Source organism: Spirochaeta dissipatitropha (assembly GCF_054657935.1).
Window position 1 is genome coordinate 26,287 of the sequence record NZ_BAAHXT010000015.1, and the last position, 22,987, is coordinate 49,273.

Here is a 22,987-nt window from a genome sequence, read left to right on the forward strand (position 1 = left end):
TTGACCCTTTCCCCTCCTAGTGATATACACAGAACCGTGGATAATACGACAGAAAGTTTAAAACACTTTTGCGGGGTAGTTGGAATATATTCCGACCATCCTGTGAATTTACCCGAAAAATTGTTCTTCACTCTCTTCAGTCTTCAGCACAGAGGACAGGAGAGTGCCGGAATTTCCTATAGAAAAGATGGCCAAACCACCGTATATAAAGACATTGGTATGGTAAGCCAGGTTCTCTCCCGCTATCTCGATAAGGAACGGACATCAAAGCTTGGAATCGGCCATGTACGATATTCGACCAAGGGCGGGAATAAAATCGAGAATGTGCAGCCAATTCATGTGCAATGCAACAAAGGCGATATAGCACTGGCTCACAATGGAAATCTTTCCAACTCCAACATGATCAAACACAACCTGTTTCAGGGGGGCTCTATTTTCCAGACCACCTCAGACAGCGAGTTGTTTGTCCACCTTATCTCCCGCTCCATACAACCTAATTTCCATTTCGCGCTGATCGATGCCTTGAGTCAGATGCAGGGTGCATTCAGTATGGTTCTTACTCACGAGGACAGCCTTTATGCTGTGCGCGATCCTTACGGGTTCCGACCGCTGTATATCGGAACCAAGGATGGGGTTACGATCGTCGCAAGTGAAACGTGTGCCCTTGATATTCTGAAGGTTACAGAGCGTCGAGAAGTACGTCCCGGGGAACTGATTAAAATCGATGAAAACGGAATATCCTCAGAAATATATGCGCCAGCTCAGCAGTCACAACGCTGCATATTTGAACTTATCTATTTTGCCCGCCCAGACAGCCAGGTATTCGGAGAATCGGTACATCTCAAACGCAAACTTATGGGAGCAGCCCTCGCCAAGGATGATACCGTAGGGGCAGATGTTGTCATTCCTGTACCAGACAGCGGCAATAATGCAGCCTTGGGTTATGCCGAAGAATCCGGCCTGCCACTCGACTATGGACTGACAAGAAACCATTATGCCGGCCGGTCATTTATTATGCCTACAACCGCCGAGCGTGAACTGGCAGTCAGAATGAAACTTCATCCGGTTCGGGAAGTAATTGAAGGCAAGCGGATAATTCTGGTAGATGACTCATTAGTTCGAGGAACCACTGCCAGAATTCTGGTAAATCTACTACGTGAGGCCGGTGCAGCAGAAATTCATTTAAGATTAAGCTCCCCCGAGGTCCGCTGGCCGTGTTTCTTCGGGATAGATATTCCGACAAGGAACGAGTTGATATCAAATCATAAGACTCCAGAGGAAATCGCTGAGTATATCGGCGCCGACAGTGTGCACTTCCTCACCCTTCCCAGGCTGCTTGAATGCTTCAAGGATCCAGAAGGCTACTGTAATTCCTGCTTTACCGGAAAATACCGTCTGCCAGTGACTGTACCCGAGGATGAACTGAACATGCCACGGGATAATGAAAAAACAGCAGGTCAGTAATCGGCCAAAGGAGAATACAGATGGATTATGCATCCGCAGGCGTCAGCATAGAAAAAGGCGACGCATTTGCTCATTTTATTGCAAATCAGAAGTCTAAAGCAGTTTCATCACAAATCGGAGGATTTGCCGGAGGAATTCCGCTTGACCTGAGCGCATACTCCGAGCCGGTAATGCTTTCTACCACCGATGGTGTCGGAACCAAACTTCTCGTAGCAAAAAAAATCGGTGACTACAGCAGTGTTGGAATCGACCTTGTCGCTATGTGCGTCAATGATCTTGCTGCAGCTGGCGCAGATCCTATCAGTTTTCTTGACTATATCGCCTGTGGAGCCATTCAGGAGGAACTGCTCCAGAATGTAATTAAAGGCATAATAAAAGGCTGTGAACTTGCAGACTGTACCCTCGTCGGAGGAGAAACCGCCGAAATGCCTGACATGTACAAGAACGACGATATTGACCTGGCTGGCTTCGCTGTCGGTATTGCTGATAAAAAAGAGATCCTCCCCAAAGAGGGCATTGCAGATGATTGTGTAATCCTGGGGATTGCCAGCAGCGGAATCCATTCCAATGGGCTCTCACTGGCGCGCAAAGCGGTGCCGGATAATAAGATCGATCTCTGGAAAACAATGCTTGAACCCACACGCATCTACGTAAGAGAACTCAGAGCCCTCAGAGAATCCGGAAAACTTCTTGCAGCAGCGCACATTACCGGTGGAGGTCTGATTGCGAATACCGAACGCGTGCTTCCAGAGGGATATACTGCAAGAAGCAGTTTTGACTGGTCAGTACCGGATATTTTTACAGAAATTCAGAAATCAGGCAACGTAAGCACAGAAGAGATGCGGAAAGTATTTAATATGGGAGTCGGAATGACGCTCATAGTCCGCAGTAAGGACGCCGCAGATCTAGAAAGAATTGCAGACGACAACAATTTCCAGCTTATTTCCGTAGGAACAGTAGTCAAAATAAAGGAATAAATTATGGCCAACTGTGCTGTATTTGCATCAGGAACAGGCAGTAATTATGTCAAGCTGCAGGAAGCTTTCAATCTTCAGAATCGACATAGCATCCGCTGCCTGGTTTGCGACCGAACAGCAGCGGCTGTTATCCCGAAGGCCATAGGATTCGGCACAACAGTTGTTCCCATGATCTACAGGAAAAATGCTGAAGGAAAACTTGACAGACATTCCGCAGAAGAACATGTAATCTCCATCCTGCGCCTCCTTGAAGTAGACTGCATTATCCTTGCCGGCTTCATGAGAATTATCAGCCCGCTGCTGCTTGATGCATTCCCGGGACGCATTGTCAATATTCACCCCAGTCTGTTGCCCAGATATCCCGGCAGCAGGGGAATAGAGGAAAGCATTGCTTCCACTGATCCTGAACTGGGAATAAGCATACATCTTGTTGATTCCGGCGTAGATACGGGACCGATCATCACCCAGAAATCATTTGTCAGGATCCCTGGTGACAGTTTTGAAACTGAAAAGGAAAAAATACACCAACTGGAACATACCTGGTACCCCAAAACCGTTCTGAAATTTCTCGAAAAAACCGGACAGACCCGAACTTAAAAAGGAGCATAAAATGAATATACTGGTAATCGGAAACGGAGGAAGAGAACACGCTATTTTATGGAAGCTCTCTCAATCGGAGTCAGTACGGAAGCTCTATGCCTACCCGGGAAATGCCGGAACCGAAGACATTGCCCGGAATATTCCAGCTCCCTCAGTAGACCCCGAATGGAAATCCCTGATAGCAACCTGCCGGGAACTATCAGTTGACTGGGTCTTCATCGGCCCGGAACAGGCTTTGACAGAGGGTGTAGTTGACGCACTGGCAGCGGCAGGTATCCCAGCATTTGGACCGCATGCTTCAGCAGCACGGCTTGAAGGAAGTAAAAGCTTTTCCAAGGATTTCATGCTTCGCAACAATATTCCAACTGCGCGTTCTGTTACGGTACATACGGAAGCAGAACTTGAAAAAGAAATTGCAGGCCGGAAGGGAATGATAGTCCTGAAAAAAAGCGGACTGGCGGCCGGAAAAGGTGTATTCGAATCTGACAACAGCACAGACCTGCTGGAATTCGGTAGAAAAATCATAGATAGCGACAGCATTGTGATTGAAGAATATCTGAAAGGTTACGAGGTTTCAGTATTCACTCTGAGTAACGGCAGAGATTTCTTCGTACTTCCAGTATGCGCAGATTACAAGAAAGCCGGGGATAATAACACCGGACCGAATACAGGCGGAATGGGAGCAATCTGCCCGGTTCCATGGTTTTCCGATGAAGAACTGCAGAAAGCAGTCAACAGTATTATTGTTCCCACACATAAAGCCCTGGAAAAAGAAGGCCTGAATTACACAGGAGTTCTCTATTTCGGACTGATGATAGACGAGTATGGCGCTAAACTGCTTGAATATAATGTTCGCTTCGGTGACCCCGAGGCACAGATATTAATGCCTTTGATTCAGGGGGATTTTGCACAGATCTGTCAGGATTTGATTCTACAGCGGGAAACAGAAATATGCTCCTCAACCGGAACTGCGGTAACTGTAGTTGCAGCAGCACCGGGATATCCGGGAGATTACCCCAGGGATCTTCAGGTCAGAATCAACGAGACAAGCGCTGAAAACAACAGTATTTTTCATGCTTCCACCTACAGAGCAGATGACTCCACAATCCGGACCTCAGGCGGCCGTTGCTTTACCGCGACAGGCTGGGGAGCTGATGCAGAAGAAGCGAGAAAAGCGGCTTATGAATGCATTACGCATATTGATTTCAAGGGAATGTGGTACAGAAGCGATATCGGCAAGCGAATAATTACCAGCCCTGCTGTCTCCTGACCTCATACATGAGAACACCGGCGGCAACTGAAACATTGAGAGAATCCACATGACCTTTCATCGGAATTGAAATTATATGATCACAAAGACTGGCTGTATGCTGATGCAGCCCCTTCCCCTCACTCCCGAGAACAAGTCCGACCTTCCCTCCGAGATTGAGTGCTGAGGCTTTTTCACCACCCATATCCGCCCCATATATCCAGAACCCCTGCTCTTTGGACTCTTCCAGCGCTCTGTTCAGATTACTTACCTGAAAAACCGGAACATAATGTGCGGCACCGGAACTTACCTCGATTACACTGCTAGTAATACCTGCACTTCTCCTGCCCGGTATCACAACAGCATCAACCGAAAAAATATCTGCACTTCGTAAAATGGCCCCTAAATTATGCGGATCGGTTATACCATCGAGGAATAATATCAACGCAGACTCAGCGTTTCCGAGAGCCTTGATGCGGTCACCGAAATCTCCCGGCACATGTGCCACCGGCATTCTACTCTTATCCCTGCTTTTGTCCTTGCTACTGTCCCTGTTTTTGTCCGGTGCAGCATCTACAGCTCCGGAATCCATCAGCTGAAAAGCAATACCACGCTGCCTGTCTCCGGCAATAGACTGCAATTCCCGGTCACTGACAAATTTAACCTGAATACCGGATGACTTTGCTTTCTCACTCAAGGTTTGAACACGCGGGCTGTTTTTACCTTTCCGAATAAACAACACACCCTTACGACCGGCCTTTAATGCTTCTGAAATAGCCTGGAAATTAAATAATAACAATGAGCTACCGCCTGTTAATCAATTGAGTAAAAAAATCATTCATAATTGCGAATAAAATCTGCAACACCATCAGCGTTGGTATCCCGTCTTATTTGCGTGACAAGGTATCCCAGGTCAAGTTCGACCCATACATCTATAAGACCGTCATGTGTTGTATCAAGTTCTCTTGATACAAGCTCCCCGTCATCATAAAAATAAAAGTCATCAAATAATCCATTATGACTGTAATCGTAAACTTCCTGCACTTTACTGCCGGCAGCATTGAAGAGCACAACATAGTCTGTCATACCATCATTATTTCTATCCCAATGCTTCCAGATACCCTCTGGATAATCCGAGGGATCAACAGAACGTACATACAGCTTTTCTCTATCTGCATCTGCCCGCTGATTTTGGGCTGATACAAGAACTGTGGGTACCAGCGTCAATAACAGACAGATCAAGATACTGCGGATGACTGTAAACATAATAAACCTCCGATGTAAATCATCGGAGGTTTGATAGAAAAAATGAGCTTTAGTCCAGATCTTTCAAAGCCAGCGGCTTTGGTTTTCGATCAGTGTCTTCCTGATCAAGAAGCTCCTGATACAGCTTTTTCTGTTTACCGGAAAGCTTGGCAGGTGTCTGAACCCTGAACTGGATATACATATCACCACGCCTCGTCGTACTGTGCAGATAGGGTACGCCTTCACTTCGTATTCTCAGCATTTTTCCATTCTGGGTAGCAACAGGAACCTTTACCTTGACCCGTTTTCCATCCAGTGTCTCAACAGAAATCTCATCACCTAGCGCAGCCTGCGCTGGACTGATAGGAATTGCACAGTAGATATCATTTCCCTTCCGCTCAAAGAATTCATGAGGGCGTACAATAATATAAACATAAAGATCACCGGAAGGACCGCCATTTTTCCCGGCATCGCCCTGCCCCGGAATATGAATACGTTTCCCGTGCTCTATGCCGGCAGGTATTGTGACCTTGATGCGCTGTCTTTTCTGACTGAGACCGTTTCCACCGCAGGATTTACAGGGTTTATCAATTACCGATCCACTACCACCACAGGACGGACAGGGTTGTGCGATCGAAAAGAAGCCTGAGCTCCTTCGTACCTGGCCACTGCCTCCACAGGTGTGACAAGTAGTAAACCCGCCTCCGCTCTCTGCACCGCTGCCTTTACATGTGCTGCAGTGCACCTGCTTGGAGTACTCGATTTCTATCTTGTCTCCGAACGCAGCTGTCGTGAAGGGAATCTCCAGATCATAGCGCAGATCCGATCCCGGTGCATGACCGGGTTCCCGGGAACGCCTGGTTCGCGAGCGGCCGCTGTTTCCGAAGAAGGATCCGAAAATATCCCCGAAATCGCCGAATATATCCTCATAATCCCGGGTAGAACCACCGAATCCACCGCCCTCACCCATACCTTCCAGTCCAGCAAATCCGAACTGATCATAGGTCTGACGCTTCTGCGGGTCAGCCAGCACCTCATAGGCTTCACTGGCTTCCTTGAATTTGCTTTCGGATTCGGAATCACCCGGATTCTTGTCTGGATGATATTTAACAGCAAGTTTGCGGTATGCTTTTTTTATCTCGTCGGGGCTTGCCGATTTCGCAAGCCCCAGTACTTCGTAATAATCACGCTTTGACACGTATGATGCTCCCTTCAGCAGTCATTAATACTGTGAACCTATTTGTCGTCGTCGACAACTTCATAATCAGCATCTTCTACACTGTCGTCGTCTTTTGATTTTCCTGCATCTTCACCCTGATCTGTATATGACTCAGACTGGCCCTCAGCACCCTGCTGCTGAGCCTGACTGTTCTTGTAAATCTCTTCAGCGAGCTTGTGAGAGACTTTCTGCAGCTCTTCGGATTTACCCTTGATTTCATCTACAGAACCGCCCTCTATGGCTGTCTTGAGGTCTGCAAGGGCTTTTTCGATTGCTTCCTTGTCCTCGGCACTAACCTTGTCACCATAATCTGCAAGCGACTTTTCGGTAGCATACACAAGATTATCGGCTTCATTACGGGCTTCTGCTGATTCACGTGCTTTACGATCCTCTTCAGCATTAGCCTCAGCATCCTTGACCATGCGTTCGATTTCATCCTCGTTGAGTCCGCTGGAAGATTCGATCCGGATCTTCTGTTCCTTGCCGGTACCCAGATCCTTGGCGGAAACATGCAGTATTCCGTTAGCATCAATATCGAAGGTTACTTCAATGCGCGGTACTCCCCGAGGAGCTGCTGGAATTCCTACAAGATCAAAACGACCAAGGCTTCTGTTCTGACTTGCCATTTCACGCTCACCCTGAAGCACATGAATGCTTACAGCGGTCTGATTATCTGCTGCAGTAGAGAATTCCTTGTTCTTGCGGGTTGGAATCGTTGTATTGCGTTCAATAAGTTTGTGGAATACACCACCAAGCGTCTCAATTCCGAGACTGAGCGGAGTAACATCGAGTAGCAGAACATCCTTTACATCGCCGCCGAGAATACCACCCTGTACAGCAGCGCCCATAGCAACAACCTCGTCGGGGTTTACACCTTTATGAGGCTCTTTCTCGAACAATTCTTTTACCATTCTCTGAACAGCTGGCATTCTGGTAGAACCACCGACAAGAATGACTTCATCGATCTGTGACGCTGTAAGTCCCGCATCCTTGAGTGCCTGTATACAAGGCTGCTTGGTTTTCTCAACAAGATCACTCACCATCTGCTCGAACTTTGCACGGGTCAATGAATACTGCATGTGTTTCGGACCGGTGCTGTCCGCTGTTATGAATGGAAGGTTGATTTCTGTCTGCTGGGCAGTAGAAAGCTCTTTCTTGGCTTTTTCTGCTGCTTCCTTCAAGCGCTGCAATGCCATACGATCCTTACTCAGATCGATGGAATAGTCCTGGTTAAAACTCTGGATAAGCCAGTTGATGATTTTCTGGTCGAAGTTGTCACCACCGAGATGAGTGTCCCCGTTCGTACTTTTCACCTCAAAAACACCATCCCCGAGCTCAAGGATAGAGATATCAAATGTACCACCACCAAGGTCGAAAACGGCAATAGTTTCTTCATTTTTAGCCTTGCCCAGACCATATGCAAGAGCAGCTGCAGTAGGTTCATTTACAATACGCTTTACATCAAGGCCCGCTATTTTACCAGCGTCCTTGGTCGCCTGCCGCTGACTGTCGTTAAAATAGGCTGGTACAGTGATAACTGCTTCTGTTACTTTTTCGCCGAGGTAATCTTCTGCAGTCTCCTTCATTTTCTGGAGGGTTGCTGCTGATATTTCCGGTGGTGAAAACTGTTTGCCGTTAACATCAATACGGGCACCACCATTACTATCTTTAACAACATGATAAGGAACCATGGATATTTCTTCAGCTACCTCTTCAAAGCGCCGACCCATAAACCTTTTTATAGAAAAAATAGTATTTTCCGGATTGGTGACCATCTGATTCTTGGCGGGTTGGCCGACAAGTCTCTCTTCTTTTTGTGTATATGCAACGATTGACGGTGTGGTGCGCTGTCCCTCGCTGTTAGGAATAACTACGGCTTGATCGCCATCCATAACAGCGACACATGAGTTTGTAGTTCCCAGGTCAATACCAATAATCTTTCCCATTTTTTATTCTCCTTAAATAATTAATTAATCAGTGTAATACTTTGCCACTAGGGCATTGATACCTTTACTTTTGCCGAACGAATCACTCTATCGTGAAGCAGGTAGCCTTTCTGGAAAACCTCTTCCACTTTCGCGCTCTCCTGCCCTTCTGCCGCAGGTGCAGATGCGACAGCCTCATGACGCTGCGGATCGAACTCCTGACCTTGATCATCGAATCTTGTCAGGTGATATCGGTTCTCCAGCATACTTACCAGTTGTTTTTCAATCATCACGATTCCATCGTGAAAGGACTGAAAATCATTTGAGCCGACTGACGAACTTATGGCCCGCTCGAAATCATCGATTACAGATACCAGATCAGAAAGAATCTGCTGATTGGCATATTTTGCAAATTCTTCTTTCTCTCGCAGCATCCGCTTACGGAAATTTTCGAAATCTGCGTGCTTTCTGAGGTATTTATCCTTCAGTTCGCTGTTTTCTTCCTCGAGCTCAGCAATCCTGGCTTCAAGCTTTCCGAGTAAGTCATCGCTCTGGATAGCTTCATCACCTTCGGCCTCTGAAGTCTCGATATCCACGCTTGAAGCAGAATCCGTGTCTGCTTGCTCTTCTGCTGCAGAGGATTTACCGCTTCGGCCAAGATCCTCTTCACATACTTCATCTCTGTCCATTCTTTTCCTCGAGTTAACTTGAATTGTGTGCATAAGATACCGATATATGCTGCCAATCGTCAAGGGATACTGGTTTTATACATGGGCCTGCTCATTTATGAGCAATCTCAAGTATCAGTTCCACCTCACCCGGACTGAGTTTTGTAGCTTTTGCAATTTCATCGACCTGCCAGCCGTTTCTTGACAACTTGATCACCGTATCCCTCGCCTGTACTGAGGGCGCCTCATTTGACTTACGCTTGTTATCGTCAGGCTTCTCGCGCAACAGACTTCCAAGAAGTCTGAGCTGCTCATCGGCCTCCCTGGTAAGCTCATCGAATCTTGTTTCAGTTCTTGCAAGCCATTCACGCGCGGTCTGAACCTTGTTTATCCTGGCCTCTACATCATTCATGATCGAGTTAAGATTTGCCAGCTGATTTACCGCCTGCTCAACACTTTCTTTCTCGCTGTGCAGAGACCCTATCATCTGCTTGATTTCATTGATCTGACCGGGAACGGAAGACAATTCGGCTTCTATATCCTGCATAGCAGTTTCCATTTGAGTAATTTTCTGGAAACCCTCATCTATCGCACGGGCTGTTCCGTTAATGACATCGCTCTTGGTCTGCATTCGCTCATATCGCTCATTTACAGATTCCTGAAGCTCTTCCAGGCTACGGATCTTGATCTGCATATTCTGCATGGTATCATGACTGTCAGTCAGCATCTGCACCTGAGCATCAACGGCCTGGGAAAGACGCATAAGCTCTTGATATCCACTCTCCAACTGATCAATCCGTCGTTTTTCCTGCGTAAAGCGGCCCATTTTCTCGATCGCTTCATCTCCAAGCTTACGCAGTTTCTGGAACTGTGTCTCCATTTCTCTAAGTTCTTTTCTCTGGTTTTCAACTCGCTGCAGATCAGTTTTCAGTTCCTCTATTGATTCCTGCAGAGAGATTTTCAGTGAATCGGCCCGTTCAAATATCTTGGTCTGCTCAACAAATGCTTTCTGACGCTTCTCGATTTCAGTCACATTGAGCCCTAACAGATTAGCCCTGTCCTCAAGCTTGCTGAACAGCTTGTCTTCCATAGAATCAAACTTCTCACGTGTATCCTGAACAAGTCCACGGAATTCGCGGAAACGGGAATCTATTCCCTGCTCGCGCTCCTTCATACCTGAAAGGAATTCACTCTGATACTGTTCATATCGAATAGCGAAGCTTTCCAGAGCATTGCTGATCTCACTGCTCAAGCGCTGGTCCAGTTCTGCAGCCTGACTAAACATTGCCTGCATCTGATTCTGCAGGTTTTCACGTTCCTGCTCTGTCTGGGTTATGAGAATATCTCTCTGCCTTGCAAAATCATCCCTGACAGATGCAATGCTGTTTTCTGTTTCAAGCTTCAACCCGGCTATGTCAGAGTCAATATTCTTTTCCGCACTCCCCAACTTCTGGAGCACTTCTGTCTGCCAGAGGGTAACATCAGCACGCGTTGCATCCAGAACAGTTTCCAGCTGTAGTTTTCCAGCCTGGGCGTTTTCCTGCAGTCCCCTCAATTCTGTCTGAAGTGACTTCTCGAACTCCCTGATCTGAGCTGAATATTCATCGGAATGCTGCCGCAGTTCATGAACAAGCTGCTCTCTGGATTGCTGCCTGATTTCTTCGAGCTCCGTCCGGATCTGCTCCTCTGCGCCTTCAGCCTGCTGTTCTATATCAGCATAATGCTGTCGAAGGATCTTCTCGGTTTCCTGCAGCTGTTCCGAAAGCCTTTCATACTGCTGATTGCTTTTCTGCTGCATATCCGCCAGTGAATTCTTGAGAGAATTCGTATACTGCTGTTCGAGCAACTGACGCTCCTCGCTGTAAGCGACAGTATGCACTTCTATTTTTTCAGCAATCGAATCCTGCCAGTCAGCGAGCTGGCTCTCCATGGAACTGGTTCTACTGCGGAGATCATTAAAGAAGTCATCCTCGAACATCTGAAGCTTGGCATTTACACTGTCATAAGCCTGTTTTTTGAGTTCATCCAACCCGCTCTCAAGGGCCTGCATTTCCTGTCTGACAACACCCATATCCGTCTGTGCTGCGAGAAGATCTTCCTTTCTCTGTGAAATAAGCTGCTCACCCAGAGAACTGATCTCATTATGCAGGGCTTCACCCGAGCGCTGTATCATGTTCCGAAGCTGATCTTCAAGCTGATCGATATCGTCAGCCACCAGATGTATGCTGTCCAGTCTGGCTCCGACCATTGTCTCGGTTTCACCTATGCGTGACTCGACCAGTCCCAGGAGTTTCCTTTCCAAACCGGCAATTCCACTGTCCATTTTACTGTAGGCATCCTTATGCCGTTCCTCAAGATCCTGATGAATGTTCTCATATGCTGTCTCAAGCAATTGTTGAAGATCCGTGCTTCGCCTGGACCAGGATTGCTCAATCTCCTCAGTTCGTGAAGAAAGGCTCTCTTCGATTTCCCGGGTCTTCTCTGAGAAACCCAGCTCGATCTCCCGGCCCCGTTCTGTAAGTCTGTTTTCCAGCAATCCCAGATTCTGAGCCATTTCGGATTCAAAACTGCTGCTCTTCTGCAGACTGATCTGCTTGACTCCCAGAAGCTCCTCTTCAATCTCCTTGCTACGAGCAGACATGCTGCCTTCAAGCCGGCTCAGGCCCTGCATAAGCTCTGCCTCGATTCTGCCGGCGTTCTGCTGACTTTTTTCTCTGACCTCAAGAAGCTCATGTTCAATCTCGGAACTTCGATCAGTCATGCTGTTTTCGAGCAAACGCAGGCTCTGCATAAACTCTGCCTCAACCTGACTGCTCTTCTCCCGGCTGTTTGACTGCACCAGGTTGAGTTCCTGATCGATATTATCCCTGACAACTCCCAGTTCCTCTCTGATCTCTGATTGAAATCCGGAGAAATCATTCTGAAGATTCTCTTTCAGGGATGTAAAACTCCTGAAACTTCCATCGCGCACAGAAACAAGTTCCTGGTTCAAGGAGCTGCGAAGATCAGCAAGCCGTTCACGTAATGCAGTGGCTGCATCCTCCAGTGAAGCTGCTGAATCCAGCTTATACTGTTCGGCTGACTGTACAGCTTCCTGTACATATTCTCTCATCTCCGAGAGTTTTCCCTGAAAGAAATCTCCCTGCTGTTCTACCACTGAAAGCCGCTCGTTATAATCGCCTTCTGCTGCACCAAGCCGAGCCTCGACATCAGATAGAATTTCTCTGGTCATATCGGAAACAGAATCACTGATCAAGAGACTCGAACTCTGACGCTGCTCGGACAAGGATTCTGAAAGCTCACCGGAAGCATTCAGGAGACTTTGTTGAATATGCTGTAGTTTCTGGTTGAATCTATCCTGCAGTCCTTCACAGTCCTGACCCCATTGATCCTGCAGGACAGCAAGTCTTCCCGGAAGCTGAGAGTTCACATCCTCAATAAATCCGTCAAGGACTTCCTGGAGTTCATTTTCCTGATTCAGGATATCCTGCTGGAACTGAATAAAACCTTCCCGAAGCTCACTCTGCTGACGGAGAAGATCTGTACCGAACTCATTTACACGGGAGTCCAGTCCTTCAGCAGTACTGTTAAGTCCGATTTCAAGATTGTATATCTGAGTTTTGAGCATTGACTCTTTTTCTTCAAACTCATGAATATCAGCCTTGATGCCACCCAACCATTGCTCTACCTCATTCTTCAAGCCCTGAAACATTGTATCAATGTTGTCATGCTGATCCTGGGTTAACTGCTGAAGTTGTGTTACTCTGTGATCCAGGCTCTCTCTCAACGCACCTGTTTCCGCATCGATATCATTCGTCAGCTTGGAAAACCTGACATTCATATGTTTATGGGAATTCTGCTCACTGAGCTGCAAAGCCTCGGAAAATTTCTGCTCACTGCTCTCAATTTTCTCATTCAGTTCTGAAAAAAGCGTCCGGATGGTGGAATCAGAATCCTCGGTATACGACCCCAGACGTGCAATTATATCGTTATAATTCAGAGACAGCATTTCTTCAGCACCGGAAAGACCATTCTGAACAGCAAGTATCTTCTCGTCAATTTCCTGCGTGCCTCGCTGGAAACGGCTCTCGAGACCTCGTAAAAACTCATCTGCCGCTTTTGCTATCTCCTGCTGCTTATCCATATATTCTTCTGAAAATGCACGAATTTCTTCTGACAGATCCTCGCGCTGAGCGAGAATACCGGACTGAATGCTGGATACTGAGTCTGCAAGCAGCGATTCCACTGATTTGATATTTCCGGAAATTCGCTCACGTATACCCTGCAATGCCGCAGTTTCCATACGCTCACCACGTGCTGCAACATCTTCAAGTTTGCGGGTGTAATCTTCTTCCGCTTCAGAAAAACGAGCAAGCAATTCAGCAAGTGATTTTTCAGCTGTATTTTTAAGCTCGGTAACCCGGTCAGCAGATGTTCGGATAACAGCATCAGCATTGTTTTCGAGAGTCTCGAAGGAGTCTGCTGCTTTCTGTACATTCAGCTCGATTTCCTCACTGAATTCATTAAGCTTTCGATCGGAAAAGCTTTCTGCCTCATGCGCAAGTTCTTCGTATATGTTTCTGATCGAGTTCTCGACATCGCTCTGTAGTGTTGCACCACGGGCTTCAACAGATTGAACATGATCCTGAAAATCATGGATTCTCTCGTGCATACCTTCTATATTCTGTGAAAAATCCTCGAGCTGCTGTGCAGTATATGCAACCAGAGACTTTCTCTCCTTCTCCAGTTGAGCAGCATTGGTTTTCTGAAACTCAAGAGTGATTCCCGGTATTCTTTTTTCAAGCTGTTCAAGCTGTCCTGCTGTATTTTTAATACGCTTACCGACTTTATCGATATATTCGCTTTCATCCCGAACTCTACCGATATTCTCTTCAGCCCTGTGCGTCATCTCAAGCAGTTCATGCAGAGCGGCATCATATTCCTGAATCCGTCGTGAGAAGCTTTCAAATTGTTCGGATTTAGAGTTAAGTTCATCCTGGGAAGCGACCAGGCGCTTTAGAACCTCAACTGCAGATTTTTGATGGACATCGACTTCGAGAGCCATATCCCTGATTTCTGTTGCTTTCTGGGCAGAAATTCTGTCAAGATCCTGTTGAGCCTTATCAGAGTATCTCCGCACTTTTTCAAGCGTTCTGTTGTTTACATCAAGCTGACGGTATACCGCCAGGATTATCAATACCACAACCAGAACAATTGCATCGCCAATAGTAAACATGTAGTCCCCTCCCTAGGTATACATGATGGATTACAAGTCAGTTATGCAATCCGCTAAAAACCCACCCCTCCAGCTGAGAATAGTCGGTAAATGTAAAGTCTGCAATAGAATCCTTGTATGTTTTTCTTGAGAGATGAGCTGCCTGCATACCAGCTGCCTTGGCACCAAGAACATCATATGAGTAGGAATTCCCCACATACAGTATTCTATCTGCCGGAATTCCGATTTCATCAGCTGCGGCATGGAAAGGCCGGATGTCCGGTTTCAGATACCCGATTTCCTCGGTTGACATAGAGCATGACCATCCTTCACCAAGTCCGATAATATCCAGTTTGCGTTTAACCGGGAAATCAGATAATAATCCTCTTGGAATTCCTTCCTTATCGAGTCTATGCAAAAAGTTCTCGATACCGGAAACAAATCGTATACCGGCAAGCCGGTCTTCCCATTGCCGGACTTTTTCATTGATAAGAGAAAGTGTCTGTTCTGTAGTTTTACCTAACCTCCGGGCAAGCAAATCGGCCTGAAGCTGATAAAAGTCATCGATTTCCGAAAATTTGCGGATGTCCTTGCGGATCTGAGAAAAGTTCCTGAAAAAGAAAAAGTTTCTGATTACATACAATGCACTGTGTCGGTACATTGCAGAATTCGGATACAGTGTTCCATCCACATCAAAAATTACTGCCTGTATACTCATGATCCCCTACTGTACTCTTCGAATTGTATACGTGATCTCACCCCTTGCGTTACGGGCATCCGGAACCGGAGTAAATCTCCAGGATTGAACCGCTGACCGAATACGAGCGTCTATCTCATTATTACCTGAAGACTTCTCGAATTGCAAGCCAACAACCCTGCCGTCGGCATCAACGATGAAACTCACCATTGCCGTGAGCACCGGGGGATCAGTAGATCGAAGAACAGTAGACCCGAGAACTGGATCAGAGCCGCTTATTCTGGTCCTGTCCCCGCCCAGCGTCGGAACAAATCCATCCTGGACGCCGGAATCGGATCTGTCATCGTCTGAAATATTTATTGAGCTTACCTGCTGCTGCGGTCCGGCGATCTGAGAGAGGACCCTGTCAATTTCGCGCAGCCGCTCTTCAGAGAGGGCTGATGTACGGATTTCCGGAGAAGTAGCATCAGTGCTTGCAGGTGAACTCATATCCTCCTGTGAATCAAGCCATGATTGAAACTCCTCAAGATTCTGTCTGCGGAATGCTATTTCCGACTCAGTTGGTCCATCGGGAACGCTGACAGTCGGAGCAGGTGCAGAAGGCGCTGGATCGGTCTGGGTGTCAGGCCGAACGAGTGTTGCGTCAGGAACGGGCTGCTGAAACTGGAACTCAAGCTGCTCCTCCTCCTGGACTGGAGGGGGCTGCGAAGGTGGAGGTGTGTGCTGTACAGGCGGAGAGGCTGGCTGCTGCGGAGCCGGCTCACTGGGCGGAGCAGGTTCAGGCACAGTCTGCGGTACAGGAGGCGGATCCGGTTCAGCCTCGGGCAGCAACTCGGGCGAAGGTTCAGCAGGAGGATCTACAATATCTTCCGGAATCGGTTCAATAGGCTGATAATCAAAATCTGCCAGTTCGATGAACACTATCCCTGCGTATTCCGGGACAGAAGTACGCTGTATGCCGGATAGATGTATCAGGAGGAAAACGAGAATATGCAGCAGCAACGAAATCCCGAGTCCCCAGAAAAAGCGGCTGCGTGAAGTCTGATATACAGTCTTTACCACGCTTACTCCGCCTCTCTGGTTTTCAGACTGACGCCGCGAAAGTCATTTCTTCTAAGTACATCAAGCACCTGAACTATACTCTCATAGCTGGTATTCCGATCTCCTTCTATGACTATACCTCTCGGTTCATTCTCCGGCCAACTTTCATTGAGCTCGGAAAAATACTGGTCAAGCCCGCTGAGACTAAACGGGTCTCGATTCACATAATATTCTCCGGGGCCAGCTACTGTTACAACTGTTGGTGTAGTCACAATAGACTCGGCACTTCCCGATTCAGGTAGATTTAATGCAATTCCCGGGGTCAGAACAAATGTACTGGATACCATAAAAAACACAACAAGCTGGAATACAACATCTATCATTGGTACCAGATCTACATTCGCATTAGGTTGTAGTCTTCTGCGAAACTGCATCAGGCCTTCCCCTTCAGAAAGAGTACGAGCTCTCCAACACGGTTTTCAAGTCTGATGATCGAATGGTTGACTTTGCTCACCAGGTAATTGTAGAAGATGATAGCGGGAATAGAAACTATAATACCGGCGGCTGTTGTGATCAAAGCCTCTGAGATTCCCCTCGCAAGCATAGCCGGATCGCCTCCCATACCGAATTCACCAAGCACTCCGAACGCCGCAATGTTACCGGTAACGGTACCAAGCAGCCCAAGCAGCGGGGTTATATGAGCAATTGTTCCAAGAAATGACAGAGGCCCTTCCATACGGGGTATTTCCATATTTGCGGCATCTGTAATTGCACCTTTAATTACCTCGGAGGAATACTGACGATGCTCGATTCCTACCTTCATCAGATTTGTGATGGGAGTCGGACTCTGCTCACAAATGCTCATCGCTTCTTCAATATGCCCTTTTTCAAGGCTGTTTTTAAGCCGGTGAAGCAGTTTATCTTCATCAGAACGTATTCGATTAAAAAACAGCAAGCGCTCAATAATAATTACAGTAGCTACCAGCGAGAGCAACATAATGAGAACAAGAATAATCCCGCCCTGACCAATTAATACCATCATAAAACAATCCTTCCATTAATTCCCTGACTCATAACGTAATCTCTGCAGTCAACTGCAGTCTGAAACCCGGTTCAATGAACGGTGAAAACATATTATCGCCTTGCCCGCTCTGTCCGAACACATACCTATTACCGTTTATCAGTAATGACAAAACATCAATCAATCCCGCACGTAACACAACTCCCTCACTTACATGAGTAAAACCTGTAAGATCAAGAAAAGGCATAACAGCATCAGAGTAGAACGGAAGAGAAAGATCTACTGAACTACCATGAAGACCATTCTCACTGGTAAAATGCAGTCTCGAACTGGCAGAATGCTGTGGCCGCATCGAATTCGCAGGACTATCAGCGAGAGGAATAGCGGCAGTGTACAGTAACTCCCCACGCAGCAGTCTGCTGAACTGGTATATGGTTTCCAGATCCAGCAGGATCTCGTTTCCGGAATCATACGCGACAGGATGTCCAAGAACAGGAAATACCTCGGTCTCCGTATCCTGATCAGAGTCCGGGTCAGTTTGAACACTGGTTTCACGCAGTCGTCCGGGATTCAAGCGCCCGGAATATGACACATATTCGAGTCCGAAAAGAACCCGCAGGTTGTAGTCAAGCAGATCTGCCTGTCCACGCAATGCCGAAAACCATTCACCGGAAATTGCCGGTGCAGCAGGAACAGAAAGCAAGGGCAATGTATTCCAGTATGTGCTGAGATGCTGGGTCTGAACACGCCTTCCGACATCTAATCCCAGGGAAAGCCAGTCCAGATGCCGGTACTGCAGACCGAAAACGAAGGGATACTCAAACCGGTTCTCTTCTACGATCCAGCCAGCTGCGGCAGAGCCATGCAGATCCCAGGTAGCGTGGGGCTGAGCATCGAAACTGAGGCCGATGGAAGCATCCTGTAGTGCTGAGGCAGTACCTGCCTCACCTGGTGAGAGCTGCTGAAAACCATAATCAATATCGATACCGATAGAAAAAACCGGCAATTCAATAGCAACCCTTGCTTCTGGTCGGATAAAGAGCTCGCCATCTGATTCCGGAGTACTGCCCGTACTGGAAACAGTAAATCTCCTGTTAGCAGTCCCTGCTTCAACAGAGGCGTACACACCTACCAACTCATCGGGTCTGAATCTGGCCGAAATCGATCCATCGAGCAAACGAATTACAGATGAATGATAGGTATTTGAAAATCGCTGCAGCCCATCCTGTGATTCAGTAAACGCAAGAGAAGCCTCATACTCAACAGGCCCCGCCGAAGATCCAAGCCATCCGTCAAGCTGTTGACGGGACATAAAGAAACCTGTGCCTGCAGGCTCGGTACCGTAGCCGTCCATTCCATTATGCAGAAATGTAAGTCGAAAACGCGGGTCCTGCCCGAGCTTGAACACTCCCAGTCGACCTTCAATGAGATTCCTTGTACCGGCTGTTATACTTCCGGTACTGAAAATTGAACTCTCTACCGAGCCCAGATCAAGCTCCAGTTCAGGCAGCAGGATTCGGGCTTTAACATCCATTTCCTGGAGCTCCGGCATCGGCACCACCATATCAGGAAGTACGATCTGGGAGCTTCCGGGCAGAATAGTCTCAACCTGGTCAAAGGGAATACTCTCAACCCGGAGCAATGCAGTCGGGAGCACGATCTCCGGTGCATCCGGACTGTTTTCCTGGGCAGCAGCTACGAAAGGCAGCGCCAATAGAATTATTATTAATTTCAGTCTACATTTCATGGTCAATCCTTTATCAGGCGGCCAGCCGCTTCACTCCACTGAGTCTGTGGAAAATTCTGCTGAATCCGGTCTACAAGATCTCTGGCGGCATTCATCCGGTTATCACGCACCAGGACTTCTGCACCGCGAAACAGACTTCTCGCCAGCAGGTCTCTGTCACTTACAACAGTTGATGCGGCCTCAAGAAAGGATTCTGCAGCCCGCTCAAGACTGTTATTGCGGAAATAATACTCTCCCAGCAGCAAATGGGCCTCTGCAGCCTGATCCGCATTCTCACCGGACATGCGCGACACAGCCTGCAATTGCGGCAGAATACGATCAACTGAAGCCTCTCCTTCAAAAGTGTCGTATGTAAGCAGGCGGCCGAGTTCAAGAATTGCAGCCCTGCCGTCATTACTGCCTGCCCCGCCGGATTGTTCGATCTGCACACGAAGCTCTGCCTCACGTTCGGACAAGCCGCCGACAAGCAGTACAAGCTCGTTGGCGATTCTCTGTCCGCCTGCTGCTGCCGATTGCTCCGGATACCTGGAATTTGCCTCGGAAACAAGATTGAGTGCACTTCGGTATTCGGCACGCGCACGATGCAGGCGGGCAGCATTCATCATGGCATCAAAGCGGTACGGACTATCGCGATGTTCCTGAACGAGTCTGTTCCATAACAATAGCGCACCTGATGGTTCAGTTAATTCCTCAGCACTTCGTGCTCCGAGGTACAAGGCTTCATCAATTCGGTTGCCGTCTGGATACCTTGTCCTGTACTGAAACAGAATTTCCTGGACCGAGCGGTACTCACCGTCCCGATACAGCAGCTCTGCCTGACGGAACAGGGCATCCTGACCTAAATAGCTATCTGGATAACGCTCATGTACGGCAGCAAATGCCTCAGCCGCCTGTGCCCGACGCTCGAGCCGCAGCAGCGTTTCCGCATAACCGTATCGTGCCTCCTGAGCGCGCCGCGATCCGGAATAATCAGCAAAAACATTCCTGTATGCATTAAGCGCATCCAGTTCCTTCCGCTGTTCCACCAGGGACTGGGCAAGAAGGTATTTTACATCTGCAGCGAGTTCAGTATCAAAATCGAAATCTGCAGATCTGCGCAGAATATTTTCGGATTCAGCAAAATTACCATCTGCAAATGCACTCCAGGCCGCCAGATACAAGGCCCTCGGAGCGATTGCAGAGCCAGGATGGTTTGAAATAATTCGCCGGAATAATCCAAGGGCGGAAGAAAAATCCCCGAGCTGATAATGAGACCAGGCGTGGTAAAAGAGATTGTAGGGGTACATCGCCTCAATATCACTGTCAGGCTGAATCAGCCCCGGATCGATCATGGAAAAAGGCTCAAAATGCTGGACTGCAGCTTCAAAATCTGCTGCAGTGACCGCAGAAAGTCCCCGCAAGTAGGATAGTTTGGCGTAATCTGTCGGTCTTTCTGTCGAGAGATCAGGAAATCTTTCAAGTACTGAACCTGCTTCCTGCTCTACGCTCAGAAACCGGTCCTGCTCGAACAGAAGGGTTATATATTCGACAGCAGCAGCTACATCTTCCGGACGCAGTGACAGATAATCACGAAAACTGTCGATTGCTCTGGCAGAGTCTCCGACAAAACGATGTGCCTGTGCCTCGAGTCTAAGAAGATCCTGATGGAGATTACTGGTTAACCCCCTGCTCTGGAGATCCCGGATAATTCCCAGGGTTTCCCTGTGACGACCCTGCTGCTGAAACACATATGCATGCAGATACGAAGCCTGCGGAAACAACGGGGATGAAGGATACAGGGTTCTGAACTGAGCTATACTATTCTGTGCACTCTCCCAGTTTCCGCTTTTAGCCTGTAGACTGGCCAGTCTGAACAGTACCGTGTCATTCATGTTCTGCTCGAGATATACCTGAAGCACAGAATTGGCGTATGCAACATCCCCACGCAGTTCAGCCAGCTCTGCAAGGTACAGAGGAACAACTGCATCAACAGGATGGATGCCCCGGAGATCCCAGACACGACGTAAATATAACTCTGCGATATCATATGACTTCGCCTGAAAACTGCTCAATCCAACCCTCAGCCAGAAATCCCTCAGAACATTGCTGCGTCCAGCGAGAACCTGCTCAGCACGCTGAATTACGGAGGCAACTTCTTCCAGGTTTCCTCCGCTCTGGGCAATAATAAACAAGCGCTGAAAAGCCACTGTAGCAATCTCGACACTCTCATTACTGATTGTTTCATACAGTTCCTTCGCTTCTTCCCAGAATCCCTCATGAAACAAGGCCTCGGCATAAAACAACAGAATCTGAGCACGCCACTCCTCGGGTACAGCAGAGATATCAGAGCTGTCTATAAACGAAATAACTTCACTGTATTCCTCGAGATCATTCAGAAGTGAGACATACAAAGCAGCGGAGATCCCGCGAATCTCTGGAGACAAACCGGATACACGCAGAAGGGATTCAAGACCATCGGCAGCAGCAGCTGTACGCCCAAGGGCAATCTGGCTCCGTATAATGTACAAGCGGGCTTCATGCCGTAATCCATCATCCCTCACCTGTACCATGGACAGAATATCAACAGCTTGCTGATAATTCCCTATCTGAAAATGAGACAAACCCTGATAATAAGGAACAAACTGCAGAAATCGGGTAGAGCGGTACCGGACCTGGATGCGGTCAAAAAGTTCAACAGCATCCTGATAGCGGCCGATTTGATAGTAGGTTACAGCTCTACGGAACTGTACATCCGGAATCAGCTCGCTGGAGGGATGTTCCCGCAATAACTGATCGTAGCGTTCAAGGGCTACCGTATAGTCTCCGCTACGAAAACGCTGTTCGGCGGACTGGAATAAAAACCTGTCAGCAGTCTGCCCTGACACCGGCTGTAATACGATGATCAAAAATAACGCAGTCATCGCGATTAATCGTTTCATGGCTTATAAGGTACACCAAAGACAGGAATAATTCAAAGGGGATTACAAACTAGCTGCAGGTTTATGTGTCTCATATACACCTTTAACGGGATAAAAAATCCGGACGATACACATCTCCTTCGAAATATGCCTCCGGGAACCTTGCCGCCAGAGCATGTAGTGATATCTGCCTGCCTGCAGAAAACACTGCCGTTCTGTAACGTCCTGATTCTTCCCTGTATGGAAAGATGTAGAGATCATCGGTGAGAACCTGCCTGTTTGAGTGCTCTGAACTGTATACTTTCCCGAAAAACATGACCCCGGGTTCAGCGACGTACTCATAGTAAATTCTTGATCGCAAGGTATCCATGGGGATTGTTTCTGTCGCTGCAGGTCTGCGGTAGGCAGCCGGCAACACCGCGCTGTCCCGAAATCCGGAGGCTGATTCCCTGGAAAATGCATCAAGGTCATCCGTCTTTCCAGGAACAAGCTTTTTCCAGGGCACAATATTCGATGTCAGACTTACTATCATATCAAAAGGTTCTATAAGTATCCGCTGAAAGGAGAGCGGAATTCTGACACCTCGATAAACAGTATCTCCGGCTATAATGACATCCATTCTACTCAAGCTATTGGACACCGGGAATATCCTGACAAAAAAATCAGGATCGGAGAGCAGGAAAATCTTGACCTGCTCGTACAAGCCTGTTTCCCTGTTTCGTTTGATTATGTAGTTTCCGGCACTGTCGATCGGATGATTGCCCCCGCGGCGAAAAAGAAAAAGCTGATAGACCGCATCATGTTCTGCGATTACTTCATACCGCAGGTACTCAAGATTTGTCCTCTGAAAATGCTCCCGGGACTGTCTCGAAAGGATCTGTCGAAGCGGCGCATCAAGTTCACCAGCATAGAGCAGACGTGTCTCGGATGAATCCGGAATAACAGATCCCCCGGGACGGCTCTGGAATACAACCTGAGCAGCAATAGGAGATGTCAGGAACAAACCGAGACACAGAAGATTT

17 protein-coding genes are annotated in these 22,987 nt (G+C 47.8%); 4 read left to right on the plus strand and 13 right to left on the minus strand.

Going from position 1 to position 22,987, the window contains the following annotated elements; genetic code table 11:
* The first annotated feature begins 36 nt into the window (after positions 1–36).
* The 4 genes from purF to purD are packed head-to-tail and all read left to right on the plus strand — an operon-like array spanning position 37 to position 4,311.
* Positions 37–1,464, plus strand: a complete 1,428-nt coding sequence (gene purF, locus ACYQ2L_RS14900; RefSeq protein WP_460057354.1) for an amidophosphoribosyltransferase — start codon at positions 37–39, stop codon at positions 1,462–1,464.
* A gap of 20 nt (positions 1,465–1,484) precedes the next feature.
* On the plus strand, positions 1,485–2,441 hold the full coding sequence (gene purM, locus ACYQ2L_RS14905; protein ID WP_460057356.1) for a phosphoribosylformylglycinamidine cyclo-ligase: 957 nt from the start codon (positions 1,485–1,487) through the stop codon (positions 2,439–2,441).
* 3 nt (positions 2,442–2,444) lie between these two features.
* Positions 2,445–3,038 carry a phosphoribosylglycinamide formyltransferase gene (gene purN, locus ACYQ2L_RS14910; RefSeq protein WP_460057358.1) on the plus strand — a complete coding sequence of 198 codons (594 nt, stop codon included), beginning with the start codon at positions 2,445–2,447 and terminating at the stop codon, positions 3,036–3,038.
* A gap of 13 nt (positions 3,039–3,051) precedes the next feature.
* A complete protein-coding gene (gene purD / locus ACYQ2L_RS14915) occupies positions 3,052–4,311 on the plus strand; it encodes a phosphoribosylamine--glycine ligase (protein WP_460057360.1) in 1,260 nt (419 codons plus the stop codon).
* On the opposite strand, the gene rlmB is transcribed toward purD, so the two are convergent.
* The 13 genes from rlmB to ACYQ2L_RS14980 all read right to left on the minus strand — a co-directional run bounded on the left by rlmB (position 4,289) and on the right by ACYQ2L_RS14980 (position 22,968).
* The gene (gene rlmB / locus ACYQ2L_RS14920) at positions 4,289–5,089 is read right to left on the minus strand and encodes a 23S rRNA (guanosine(2251)-2'-O)-methyltransferase RlmB (RefSeq protein ID WP_460057362.1); all 801 of its coding nucleotides are present in this window, start codon (positions 5,087–5,089) and stop codon (positions 4,289–4,291) included. The two genes, purD and rlmB, sit on opposite strands and share 23 nt — an antisense overlap.
* A gap of 35 nt (positions 5,090–5,124) precedes the next feature.
* A complete protein-coding gene (locus tag ACYQ2L_RS14925; RefSeq protein WP_460057363.1) occupies positions 5,125–5,556 on the minus strand; it encodes a hypothetical protein in 432 nt (143 codons plus the stop codon).
* A 49-nt stretch (positions 5,557–5,605) separates the two neighbouring features.
* Positions 5,606–6,733, minus strand: coding sequence for a molecular chaperone DnaJ (dnaJ, locus tag ACYQ2L_RS14930; protein ID WP_460057364.1), 1,128 nt, complete (start codon positions 6,731–6,733; stop codon positions 5,606–5,608).
* 38 nt (positions 6,734–6,771) lie between these two features.
* Positions 6,772–8,700 carry a molecular chaperone DnaK gene (gene dnaK / locus ACYQ2L_RS14935; protein ID WP_460057365.1) on the minus strand — a complete coding sequence of 643 codons (1,929 nt, stop codon included), beginning with the start codon at positions 8,698–8,700 and terminating at the stop codon, positions 6,772–6,774.
* 47 nt (positions 8,701–8,747) lie between these two features.
* The gene (grpE, locus tag ACYQ2L_RS14940) at positions 8,748–9,368 is read right to left on the minus strand and encodes a nucleotide exchange factor GrpE (RefSeq protein ID WP_460057366.1); all 621 of its coding nucleotides are present in this window, start codon (positions 9,366–9,368) and stop codon (positions 8,748–8,750) included.
* A gap of 91 nt (positions 9,369–9,459) precedes the next feature.
* Entirely contained in the window at positions 9,460–14,583 is a 5,124-nt protein-coding gene (locus ACYQ2L_RS14945; RefSeq protein WP_460057368.1) for a SpiroCoCo family coiled-coil protein, read from the minus strand.
* A gap of 37 nt (positions 14,584–14,620) precedes the next feature.
* Positions 14,621–15,280, minus strand: coding sequence for an HAD family hydrolase (locus ACYQ2L_RS14950; protein ID WP_460057371.1), 660 nt, complete (start codon positions 15,278–15,280; stop codon positions 14,621–14,623).
* Positions 15,281–15,286: 6 nt separating this feature from the next.
* Positions 15,287–16,321: an energy transducer TonB gene (locus ACYQ2L_RS14955; RefSeq protein WP_460057373.1), complete on the minus strand. Its 1,035-nt coding sequence runs from the start codon at positions 16,319–16,321 to the stop codon at positions 15,287–15,289.
* A gap of 2 nt (positions 16,322–16,323) precedes the next feature.
* Complete coding sequence (locus tag ACYQ2L_RS14960; protein WP_460057375.1) at positions 16,324–16,734, minus strand: ExbD/TolR family protein; 411 nt, start codon at positions 16,732–16,734, stop codon at positions 16,324–16,326.
* A complete protein-coding gene (locus ACYQ2L_RS14965) occupies positions 16,734–17,342 on the minus strand; it encodes a MotA/TolQ/ExbB proton channel family protein (protein ID WP_460057378.1) in 609 nt (202 codons plus the stop codon). Before ACYQ2L_RS14965 ends, ACYQ2L_RS14960 begins: the two co-directional genes overlap by 1 nt.
* 28 nt (positions 17,343–17,370) lie before the next feature.
* Positions 17,371–19,068, minus strand: coding sequence for a hypothetical protein (locus ACYQ2L_RS14970; RefSeq protein WP_460057380.1), 1,698 nt, complete (start codon positions 19,066–19,068; stop codon positions 17,371–17,373).
* Positions 19,069–19,070: 2 nt separating this feature from the next.
* Positions 19,071–21,986 (minus strand): tetratricopeptide repeat protein, encoded by a 2,916-nt coding sequence (locus tag ACYQ2L_RS14975; protein ID WP_460057381.1) that lies wholly within the window; start codon positions 21,984–21,986, stop codon positions 19,071–19,073.
* An 82-nt stretch (positions 21,987–22,068) separates the two neighbouring features.
* Complete coding sequence (locus tag ACYQ2L_RS14980; protein ID WP_460057383.1) at positions 22,069–22,968, minus strand: hypothetical protein; 900 nt, start codon at positions 22,966–22,968, stop codon at positions 22,069–22,071.
* Positions 22,969–22,987: the final 19 nt, after the last annotated feature.